The sequence below is a fragment of the Microcoleus sp. PH2017_35_SFW_U_B genome (assembly GCF_020737865.1).
In the GTDB taxonomy this organism is placed as follows: Bacteria; Cyanobacteriota; Cyanobacteriia; order Cyanobacteriales; family Microcoleaceae; genus Microcoleus.
In genome coordinates this window covers 1-10,478 of record NZ_JAEQDE010000154.1, presented here as the reverse complement: position 1 = coordinate 10,478, position 10,478 = coordinate 1, and the positions used below count along the sequence as shown (strand labels likewise).

Sequence of the window (10,478 nt, the reverse complement as noted above, 5' to 3'; positions counted from 1 at the left end):
TCTCAAAAAGGTGAGGTATGACTGACAGGTTATATAACCACTGAAACCAAGAGGGCCCAAGCCCAACAACGTCCGCGAATCTTTCTGAGAACCGCTATATCAATTGACTTTTGATATATTGAAACTCCCGAATCTGAGCTTTTTTAAGGCAATTGATAACTGCTCGATCGCACAATCAATTCACCTTGACTGGGGTTGCGGCTGAAGATAAAAGCTCCTTCTTTAGTTTCACCGCTTGACAAAAAATCAATTTGCTGATCTCCAGATTCCAAGACTTCGCCCTTGACGCGCAGTTCCGCTACAACTTGCACTGATTCTGCCGTTTCGCCGCCCGTGTTAGTAACTTTAAACGGTACGTAAAATTGCCCTTTGGTGGCGCGAATTGGCTCGTTGCGAGTCACAGAAATCACAGGAGGTTCCTGTTTTTTAGTCACCCAGTTGTAAAGTACGAGTCCGGTGATGGTAGACAGGATCGAACAGGCGATCGCAAATGTTACCCATTCAGCAAAAGTTCTTTTTTCCGGTTGTTCCATTTTACTTTCGGCATTACTGTCACTCATACCGCCAACCTCCCCGCCGCGCCGCCAACAGTCGCCGGCAATCCCAATACTAACGTATAGCCCAACCAAACAGACCAAGGGTCGTCAAAGCTGAGTTTGTGGAAGAAAAACAACATAAATGCAGAAGCCACCAGCGATACTAAATACGCCATCACAGTTTCGCTGAGGGGACGCTGAAAAATTCCTCGCTGCTGCTGGCGTTTTGCTTGAGAAGTAAAGTCGGCTGCGAATACAATACCGTAGGAAATTAGCAGCGAAGCGGCGATAATTGCTAATTGCCAAGGTGGCGAAATAGCTGCCGCTAGCATGGGAATTTCGTCAGTTGGGGCGATGTTGAAAGCAATTATCATCGCGCCAATTAAAGTAGCACCGATATCTGCTAAAGTGGGATTAATCATCGGTTCGCTGTCGCTGTCTGAGCTTTGATAGCGATCGCCACTCAAGAAACCGCTTGCCAGGGCCACTCCCAAGGCAAAGGGCAAGCCTTCAAAAATGATTTTCCCCAAAGCTTGTTGCAGCGGAGTATCCGGCGTAATTTCCCGGAGCAAAAACAGGATAACAGCGGCGCAGACAATGCCAATCGCGATCGCTTCTACGGTATCGATTGCAGCATCCCGCCACCGGATGTCCTTAGTTTTGCGAAAGCCTTCAGTGCGAGTCAGCAAGAAAACGACGATAAAAGTAGTTATAATGGCGATCGACATTTGCGCTGGTTTAGTAGAGGAACCGATCCACCAAACCTCCATCGTATACAGCAGCGGAATCCCGAACAAAAATCCGCCAGATGCACCTCGAATGATATCGTTTAGTTCATTTGACCACTGATTTTTACGTCTTTTTGACTTGTTCATATTTGAGTGAAAACGCGCCTCTAAAAATTGGGAAATTAACTATTTTTTAAACATTCTCTATAATACAATATTTATGGTATTCTTTCTCTAACCCGGGACAGAGATTTTATATTATGTCATGTCCGATTACGCGCAATAAAAAAGGTTTGTAGTGAGGACTTTAGTCCTCGGAATGGATGCGGACTAAAGTCCTCACTACAAACCAATATAGCAGAATTTTCCTCTTCTGTATCAGTTGTTTCTTTCACCAGAACAATAACTCTGACTTCTTGGTTAGCTGCTAAGTATTTTAAGATGGTATCGGGAAATTCTATTTTCCCGCCCTCTGTGACTTTTGCTGGAAACTCGTAGGCTTTCGTGATTGTTATATCTGGTTTTTTACAACATTATGCAGTTTGTGATTTAGTTTCTATTTGCTTAACTTGATTCTGCAACCTTTCAACTTCATCAATTAACTGCAACACTGTAATTGCAATATCAGGTCTAACTTCAGGTTGGGCAGTATTGTCAATCTGTGACTGTGCCCACTTTTGCAGTTGCTTTAACTTTGTTAGTTTGCTAAAGACAGGATTTCCATCATGTTCAGCAATACTAGCAACTTCCTGACTAAATGCAACTAACCTAGCAAATAGTTCATCCTTCCACGAACCTGCAAAAATGCGCTGATTCACTGTATAATGTACCTGGTTAGGATCAGTGAATGTCACTTGAGGATTAGCTAAAAACTTATTATCTAAACCTTGTGATGAATCAAATGTTTCGCAAACACTATTTAATATTTGTGTGAATTGTTCCTGTTCTTCAACTGTCAGCAGACGCTCAAACAACACAGTATGAGTATGTGCAGTAATGCCATTATCTGTAGTTGTACGATTTGTAGAACGAATTTTTAAATCGTTCATGGTGTAATTGTTTTTCATTTATCCTGCTTCCTGGCAAGGTTGAAAGTCAGCTTTTTCATTTAAAAAATCAAAGGCATTAATTGAAAACCATATTTGCTGTGCGGAGAACATCACATTGGCAATTGGCTCAATTCTAGCTTCTCCTCTATCCAGCAGATAGTTTAATTCTACCACAGGCAAAGACATTTCAATAACTGTGCAGCCTAAATCGTCTAAACCTGGTGATAGGGCAGCAAAGAACCAGGCTACTTCTGGATCTAACGCAGCGTACCAACCTTGACCTAATTGTACAGGCTGAGTTTGCAAAACTAGCAAGCGATCGCCATTTAACCCGTTATTCAAAATATCCAATGCACTCTCAATATCTGTACCGTGATAGAGTGTTACGATTGCCATAACTATGACTTGAATAAGTGTGGTTATTCGCAATCGTCTCATAATGTTTGTTGCTAAACAACGATATTTTTTTTCTTTTGATCGTGTTTAGGCATGAGTGTTGAACAACAGCCTCATGATCTGTACTCCTTAAATTCTTCTAGAGGTTCGTCAAAATCATCGGACATCCAAACCATTCCTTTAGCACTCCCTGCTTGCCGATTGGGTTTAGCTTGTTTGGGAATTACTACCAATTTTACAACAGGCTGATTATCTTTACTAATGGCAACTTCTTCACCTCTCATCGCCGCTTCGATTAATTCCAGAAGTTTTTCTTTAGCCTCAACAATGTCTACTTGATACATAACTTGTGCCTCCTTAATATCAATTTACAACATCACCATTCTAACTCAATTCGATAAATCCTCTTCCTCCAAATCAACAGATTGTACTTCCATATCATCCGACTGCAACTGAGCAGGAGTAGCCGGAATCGCTGCAATAATTGCATCTATCACTCTAGCCACCGGAATAATTTCCATCCCCAAATCTGGCACGGATTGATTCTTAGGAATAATCGCCCTTTTGAAACCCAATTTCGCCGCTTCCCTTAGCCGTAACTCTAATTGCGACACCGGCCGCACTTGTCCTCCCAAACCGACTTCTCCGAGCAAAACTGTGCGCGCATCAATTACCCGATCGCGAAAACTGGCCACAACTGCGATCGCCACCCCCAAATCCGCCGCCGGTTCCTCCACCTTCAACCCGCCTACCGACGCCACAATCACATCCAATTTAGACAAAGGAATCCCCACCCTTTTCTCCAAAACAGCCAAAATTTGCTGCAATCTACTACTATCCACACCAGTAGTAGAACGGCGTGGCGCACCAAAACTTGCAGGGCTGACTAACGCCTGAATCTCCACTAAAATCGGTCGAGTTCCCTCGCAAGCAACAGTCGTCGAAGTACCCGGAGAAAATTCATCTTTATTGCCTAAAAACAACTCCGACGGATTATCTACTTCTCGCAAACCATTGGCTACCATTTCAAAAACACCGATTTCGTGAGTCGCGCCAAAACGGTTTTTCATCGATCGCAAAAGGCGATGAGAAGCAAAGCGATCGCCCTCAAAATACAGTACAGTATCTACCAAATGCTCCAAAACCCTCGGCCCCGCCAAAGATCCATCCTTAGTAACGTGACCAACCAAGAATAAAGTAATATTTTCCCTTTTTGCAACCTGCATCAAAGCAGACGTACATTCCCGTACCTGAGCTACCGAACCCGGAGCCGATGTTAAATTAGCAAAATAAATAGTTTGGATGCTATCAATCACCGCCACATTCGGTTTCAGCGCTTCCAACTCCCGCAAAACAACTTCTAAATCCGTCTCTGGAAGCAAGTAGAAATTCTCCGCTGAATTGTCCTGGGAATCCGTTTTAGCCTCCCCATTGCTATCAGATATATTTCCGCCATTGCTTGACAAATTAACCGGATTAGCCACGCCCAAACGCTGCGATCGCAATTTTACTTGCTGACCAGACTCCTCCGCACTAACATAGAGTATTCTATCCTTGCGCGCCAACATATTCGCCATCTGTAATAGCAGCGTCGATTTCCCGATTCCCGGTTCCCCGCCAATCAACACCAGCGAACCCGGAACAATCCCACCTCCCAAAACTCGATCGAGTTCCCCATAGCCAGAAGGCCAGCGAGACTGAGTTTGGTCGGAAATCTGCGATAATCTAAAAGATACCTTTGGTTGACCCTTCGACTTATCAGGAGGCGAACCGCCCACTGACTTAGTTGTCACCCCAGTCAAACCAGCCCGTGGCCCACCAGCAGTATGTGGTTCTAACTGCTCGTCAAAAGAATCCCACTTGTGACAGCTAGGACACCTGCCAAAATATTGTGGTGAATCATACCCACATTCCCGACAAATATATTGTATTCGAGGCTTAGGCATTGTTTACTATGATAAATAGTCACCCTAACATTTAGAAAAGTCTGAGTTAAAGCAATTATCAAGCTTTCAGACCGATCGCCATACACGATTCAATCTGTATATTCTATGATAGGGTACAAAAAATTAAGATTATCTGAAATGTAACTTAAGGAGTGCTCGGTAACTTGGAAAATCATAAAGAAAAAATTCTGGTAGTCGATGACGAAGCCAGTATCCGGCGCATTCTGGAGACTCGCCTTTCCATGATTGGCTACGATGTCGTCACCGCTGCTGACGGTGAAGAAGCTCTCGAAACATTTCGCAACACCGAACCCGACTTAGTAGTTTTGGACGTGATGATGCCGAAGCTCGACGGTTACGGCGTGTGTCAGGAGTTACGCAAAGAATCAGACGTACCCATCATCATGCTAACCGCTTTGGGAGACGTAGCCGATCGCATCACCGGTTTAGAATTGGGCGCCGACGATTACGTCGTCAAACCTTTCTCTCCCAAAGAGCTCGAAGCCCGCATCCGTTCGGTACTGCGCCGGGTTGACAAAAACGGCGCTTCAGGCATTCCCAGTTCTGGAGTCATCCACGTAACTAATATTAGGATTGACACCAACAAGCGCCAAGTTTATAAAGGCGACGAACGAATTCGGCTCACAGGCATGGAATTCAGCTTGTTAGAGCTGCTTGTCAGCCGTTCTGGAGAGCCTTTTTCGCGATCGGAAATTTTGCAAGAAGTTTGGGGATACACGCCAGAACGCCACGTAGACACCCGCGTTGTGGACGTTCACATCTCCCGGCTGAGGGCAAAGTTGGAAGACGACCCCAGCAATCCTGAATTAATTCTCACCGCCCGCGGCACCGGCTATCTATTCCAGCGCATTGTCGAAATTGGCGAAGTCGGTTGACAGTTGACAGTTGGCAGTTGGCAGTTGACAGTTGGCAGTTGGCAATTGGCAGTTGGCAATTGGCAGTTGGCAGTTGGCAATTGGCAGTTGTTAAATTATCAACTACTCCTTATAAAACTTAAGCATAGGTATCCAGAAACCGGGTTTTTCAACCAAAATACTGGTTAAAACCCTCAATCTCGGTTAAAAACCCGGTTTCTTGGTGAGCGAGTGCATCAAAGCCTAAATGACAACTATCAACCATCAACTGTCAACTATCAACTGTCAACTGTCAACTATCAACTGACCAATGACAAAATCTGATCCAAATAAAGTATTGCGGCAATTACCCTTAGTTGCGGGAGGGTTAGCAGGTACGCTGCTGGTGGTCAACCGCTTACTGACAGAGCAAATTACAGACTCTCAAACTCGATCGGACGTTTTGGGAGTAATTATCAGCGCCCTGCTGATTTTAACAGGTTTGCTGTGGCAACAGGTGCAAGCGCGATCGCCCGATTCGGTACAGCTTACCGGCTCTGAAGGCTTCGAGCTGGCGCCGGATTTGCCCGATGCCGTCAAGCTAGAATTAGCCTGGGCGTCGCGTTTGCTGTTGACAAATACGGCCACAAGGGCGATCGTCATTGTATATCAAGGAAAAGTCTTATTGAGGCGCGGCATCTTAGGCATCAATCCCGAAGTCAAGCCAGGGCCAATATTGCAGCGAGTGCTCGACAAAAACAAACCAGTTTATTTAGTAAAGCTCGATATTTATCCCGGCAAAATCGAATTCGACTATTTGCCAGAAAATACCCAAGGAGTGATCTGTCAGCCGATCGGCACTCAAGGCGTATTAATATTAGGTGCTAACGCGCCGCGCAGCTATACCAAGCAAGATGAAAATTGGGTTGAAGGCATTGCCGAAAAACTAGAAAATACCCTCAACCAATTTTAGATTTTAGATTTTAGATTTTAGTTGGTAGGGTTTTGGTGTCCGCAGCTTCGGCTAGAGACAGTCGTAGGGTGCGTCAGAATACGTTATTGTCTCAATCATGGAAAAGCTATTTTCTGACGCACATTCTATCACGAGATGGCGATGGGTGGAGTTGCAGGGGTAGGTCAAATTCAGTTGTTGCAACCATTTTTTACCCTGCTGGCTTCGGCTATTTTGCTTGGTGAAACAGGCGGAGCCGATCGCCCTCGGTACAGCTTGTTTAGTTGTAGCGAGCGTAGCAGTGGGTAAAAAAGCAGCCATTAAGTAATGAGAATTAAATAACTTACAATTTAATGATTCTTGTGGGATGGGCAGGAGAACCCGTACAGAAAGGACGGGTTCTTCTGGCCTATCCCACTTTCAAGAGTGTAAATTATTTAATTTGCGTTCCTAAGCGGGCAGAAGATTTGTGAGGATCTCGACTATATCTAATGACAGATGTAAACCGTGGACTATTTCTATTGAATACTACTAATTAACTAAAACTTTAGGAAAATAGTAATGTTAGATATTGATGAAATGAGTTCAAAAGAAATACACGAACTCCTACACACAGTAGGATACGGTCATCTGGGCTGCATCCACGAAGGCAAGCCCTACGTGATACCCATGAATTATTATCTCGAAGCAGATGACATTTACCTGTTTACCACGATCGGCATGAAGACTCACGATCTTGATGCGAATCCCGAAATTTGTTTGCAGGTTGAAGAAATACGCGAGCCTCTTCATTGGCGCAGTGTTATTGTCAATGGTCGAGCTTTGCGCGTGACTGAGCAAGCAGATCTCGATCGAGTAATGCACCTCGTCAAAGAGCGCAATCCCATGCTATCACCTGCGATCAATCGCACTTGGATTGATAGTCAGGGACGTTCCGAGGCGATCGCAATTTACCGCGTCCACGAAACTGAAATCAGCGGGCGCACCACTGATGGAGTCAGCAGTAAGAAGCCATAGGAGCACTCTTGTCAACCGTGCAGCAAACTTATGAGGCAACTTGTTGACTTTTTATGGCATCTCATTCGCCTATTTGGACACTATCAACTCAGCAAGTCTACGAAACTCTTTCAACTTCCCAAAAGGGACTTTCAGAAGCAGAAACAGCAATCAGAATTAAGCATTACGGGTTTAATGAACTGCCCGAACCAGCGAAGCGATCGCTATTACTCCGCTTCACCGATCAGTTGACTCATTTCATGGCTCTCTTGCTCTGGGTTGCAGGTGGACTGGCTTTTGTCTCGGGTACACCAGAACTCGGCTGGGCAGTCTGGGCTGTGATCTGGATTAATGCCGGTTTCAGTTTTTGGCAAGAATTCCAGGCAGAACAAGCGTTAACAGCACTCAATAAAATGTTGCCCGCGCGAGCCAAAGTCTATCGAGATGGGACGCTAGGTGAGATTCCCGTCAGGGAGATGGTTCCGGGAGATGTCTTGCAATTGGAAGAGGGCGATCGCATCTCTGCTGATGCCAGACTGGTTTCGGCTCAGTCTTGTTATGTCGATGTCTCGGTGCTGACTGGAGAATCGCTGCCGGTTGCCCGATCGGCGGAACCTGTAGCCACTGAAAAGATGCGTGCCTCCGAATCAAGCAATCTGGTTTTTGCGGGTTCTACCGTTGCGGCAGGGCGTGGATTAGCGGTCGTGTACGCTACAGGAACTCAGACCGAGTTTGGTCAGGTTGCCCATCTCACTACAACGGTGAAACGAGAACCCAGCACCCTGGAAGTTCAAATCAACAGCGTGGTGCACGTCATCACGGCGATCGCCCTGGGCATGGGTGTTGTGGTGTTTCTGCTGACTAACCTGTTGGTGGGTATGGAACTCAAGGAAAGCTTCATTTTTGCGATCGGGATTATTGTGGCATTTATAAAAAAACATTCGGCAAGCGGAAAACTCAGAGGCTTCAGCCCGCTCGATGTAAGCGGCACGGGTGGTTTCAACCGCCGTGAATTTTTCTTAATTCTTAACACTTGAAAGCAGAGAAAGACGTTAAAATACAAACTAAGGAGGTGAACCAGATTGCTAACAAACTATGTTTATAAGTTGCGACCCAATCAAACACAATCATCAAAAATGTCGGATTGGATAGATATGCTGCGAAGCCAGTATAATTGGTGCTTGAATGACAGAATCTGTCAGTACAATCAGCAGTTTATCCAGGGTAACTACTGTGACATCAGAACAAAAAGCGAAGCTTCACCATTGACCTGCTTCGTAAGTAAAAGTGGCGCAACCGGAAATCCTTGGAAAGATTCTAAGTTTGACTTTGAAGGTAAGCGTCGAAATCCTCGTCGAAGTGCTGGTGACATTCAGATTACAGCATTACCTGAGTTAAAAATGGCTAGACCTTGGTATAGTAGAATAGACTCAACAGTTTTACAACAGAATGTTAAACGCTTAGACATTGCCTACCAAAACTTCTTTGAAGGTAGGGGTTTTCCTAAATTCAAGAACCGCAGTAATTTTACATCTTTTACTTATGCGATGGGGGTGAAAATTAAGGGCAATAAAATCTACTTACCTAAACTGGGATGGATGCGGTTTCACAACTCTCGCTCAATCCCAAGTGGTTTTACCATCAAGGCTTGCACAGTTAGGAAACGACAGAATGATTGGTATGTTTCCGTGAGAATAGAAGATAAGTCTGTACCTGAATACAGCCCCAAAGCTCTCGGTAACAATCCCAAAGTAATCGGTTGCGACTTAGGACTCACTAAACTGGTTCATCTTTCTGATGGCTACCAAATTGAGAACCCTAGATTTTCAACCAACAAAAAAGCTAAACGTACTCTGAAAATTAGACAGAGACGGGTTAGCCGCAAAACAAAAGGCAGTAAAAACCGCAAAAAAGCAGCTATCAAAGTTAGCAGATTTCATCAAAAAATTGGTGATAAACGCCAAGCGTATCAATGGAAAACTGCGAATAAGATTGTATCTAGAAGCATTGATGCAATCGCCTTAGAAGATTTGAATATCTCTGGGATGATGCGCCGATGCAAGGTAAAAAGTGATGAGAAAACTGGGAGGTTTCTGAAGAATGGGCAATCCAGGAAAAAGGGATTGAATCGTGCTATCTCCGATGCAGGCTGGGGCGATTTAGGATTAAAGATTGAGTATCTGGCTGCAAAGCAAGGAAAAATCGTAATTAAAGTTAATCCTAAGCACTCTAGCCAAGAATGCAGAAATTGCGGTCATATCGACCAGGAAAATAGAGATGAAGAAAAGTTTATCTGTGTGGAATGTGGATATCACGAACACGCCGATATTGGTGCTGCAAAAACTATCAGAGATCGAGCTTTGAGAATGGTACGTGGGCCAGGACGCGAAACCTGGTGTTGAACACCTAAACGCCCAAAAGATATCAGCACCCTCTATGAGCAAACGTGCTGAGTTTGGGAACCTGAGCAATCAGGATATTAAGACCGCAATGTCTTAAGAATCTCAGTCGCTTCAGCGCTGAGAGTGTCAACATCAAGCCACAACTATGACGCTGGCGGCGATCGTAGCTTGCCAAATTGGAAACGTTTTCGCCTGCCGCAGTGAGCGCACTTCAATTTTTCGCTTGGGCTTTTTTAGTAACCCTTTGATCTGGTTAGGAATTGCAGTTGAGTGCGTACTGATTCTATCTATTATCTATTTCCCACCTTTACAAAAAGTCTTTGCGACTGCACCGCTATCGACCTTGCAATGGTCGCTGCTAATCCTCTGCCCACCATTAATACTAATCGCTGATGAAATACGAAAGAAAATTGTTTACAGTTCAGCTAAAAAGATTGAGGTTCTTGTGAAGAAGCCAGTTTGAACTCACATTTTGCACCATTCTCAATTACTTGTTTAGGAACAGGCAAGATGCCTGTTTCACTAAAGAGTGAATTTCTTGTGGAACAGGCATCTTGCCTGTTGCTGACAATTAGGAACAGGCAAGATGCCTGTTTCACTAAAGAGTGAATTTCTTGTG

13 protein-coding genes and 2 pseudogenes are annotated in these 10,478 nt (G+C 44.6%); 8 read left to right on the top strand and 7 right to left on the bottom strand.

The genetic code is table 11. The features are described 5' to 3' along the window. Nucleotides 1-143: 143 nt before the first annotated feature. The 6 genes from JGK36_RS31840 to radA all read right to left on the bottom strand — a co-directional run bounded on the left by JGK36_RS31840 (nt 144) and on the right by radA (nt 4,655). Nucleotides 144-560, bottom strand: a complete 417-nt coding sequence (locus JGK36_RS31840; RefSeq protein ID WP_293180327.1) for a TIGR02588 family protein — start codon at nt 558-560, stop codon at nt 144-146. After that, nucleotides 557-1,411 (bottom strand): TIGR02587 family membrane protein, encoded by an 855-nt coding sequence (locus JGK36_RS31835; RefSeq protein ID WP_293180324.1) that lies wholly within the window; start codon nt 1,409-1,411, stop codon nt 557-559. Before JGK36_RS31835 ends, JGK36_RS31840 begins: the two co-directional genes overlap by 4 nt. A 386-nt stretch (nt 1,412-1,797) precedes the next feature. Then, nucleotides 1,798-2,331, bottom strand: coding sequence for a hypothetical protein (locus JGK36_RS31830; RefSeq protein WP_293180321.1), 534 nt, complete (start codon nt 2,329-2,331; stop codon nt 1,798-1,800). Next, nucleotides 2,332-2,709, bottom strand: a complete 378-nt coding sequence (locus tag JGK36_RS31825; RefSeq protein ID WP_293180318.1) for a hypothetical protein — start codon at nt 2,707-2,709, stop codon at nt 2,332-2,334. A gap of 113 nt (nt 2,710-2,822) precedes the next feature. Continuing rightward, nucleotides 2,823-3,053: a type II toxin-antitoxin system Phd/YefM family antitoxin gene (locus JGK36_RS31820; RefSeq protein WP_293180315.1), complete on the bottom strand. Its 231-nt coding sequence runs from the start codon at nt 3,051-3,053 to the stop codon at nt 2,823-2,825. A gap of 45 nt (nt 3,054-3,098) precedes the next feature. Further along, complete coding sequence (gene radA, locus JGK36_RS31815) at nt 3,099-4,655, bottom strand: DNA repair protein RadA (protein ID WP_293180312.1); 1,557 nt, start codon at nt 4,653-4,655, stop codon at nt 3,099-3,101. Nucleotides 4,656-4,819: 164 nt separating this feature from the next. On the opposite strand from radA, the gene rpaB reads away from it, so the two are divergent. The 8 genes and pseudogenes from rpaB to JGK36_RS31775 form a co-directional block, all read left to right on the top strand. Beyond that, on the top strand, nt 4,820-5,551 hold the full coding sequence (gene rpaB, locus JGK36_RS31810; protein ID WP_071587789.1) for a response regulator transcription factor RpaB: 732 nt from the start codon (nt 4,820-4,822) through the stop codon (nt 5,549-5,551). Then, the gene (locus tag JGK36_RS31805; protein WP_293197046.1) at nt 5,548-5,673 is read left to right on the top strand and encodes a hypothetical protein; all 126 of its coding nucleotides are present in this window, start codon (nt 5,548-5,550) and stop codon (nt 5,671-5,673) included. The genes rpaB and JGK36_RS31805 overlap by 4 nt, the downstream gene beginning before the upstream one ends. Before the next feature lie 167 nt (nt 5,674-5,840). Then, on the top strand, nt 5,841-6,482 hold the full coding sequence (locus tag JGK36_RS31800; protein ID WP_293180306.1) for a cofactor assembly of complex C subunit B: 642 nt from the start codon (nt 5,841-5,843) through the stop codon (nt 6,480-6,482). Nucleotides 6,483-6,623: 141 nt separating this feature from the next. Then, nucleotides 6,624-6,770: a hypothetical protein gene (locus tag JGK36_RS31795; RefSeq protein ID WP_293180303.1), complete on the top strand. Its 147-nt coding sequence runs from the start codon at nt 6,624-6,626 to the stop codon at nt 6,768-6,770. A 252-nt stretch (nt 6,771-7,022) separates the two neighbouring features. After that, complete coding sequence (locus tag JGK36_RS31790) at nt 7,023-7,478, top strand: pyridoxamine 5'-phosphate oxidase family protein (protein WP_293180300.1); 456 nt, start codon at nt 7,023-7,025, stop codon at nt 7,476-7,478. A gap of 53 nt (nt 7,479-7,531) precedes the next feature. Next, nucleotides 7,532-8,494 carry a cation-transporting P-type ATPase gene (locus tag JGK36_RS31785; protein WP_293197047.1) on the top strand — a complete coding sequence of 321 codons (963 nt, stop codon included), beginning with the start codon at nt 7,532-7,534 and terminating at the stop codon, nt 8,492-8,494. A gap of 99 nt (nt 8,495-8,593) precedes the next feature. Continuing rightward, nucleotides 8,594-9,859: a transposase gene (locus JGK36_RS31780; RefSeq protein ID WP_293197048.1), complete on the top strand. Its 1,266-nt coding sequence runs from the start codon at nt 8,594-8,596 to the stop codon at nt 9,857-9,859. A gap of 142 nt (nt 9,860-10,001) precedes the next feature. After that, a pseudogene (locus JGK36_RS31775) lies at nt 10,002-10,322 on the top strand (cation transporting ATPase C-terminal domain-containing protein); the annotation flags it as partial. Here the strand turns inward: JGK36_RS31775 and JGK36_RS31770 are convergent. Further along, nucleotides 10,285-10,478 (bottom strand): annotated as a pseudogene (locus JGK36_RS31770) (hypothetical protein); the annotation flags it as partial. The pseudogenes JGK36_RS31775 and JGK36_RS31770 sit on opposite strands and share 38 nt — an antisense overlap.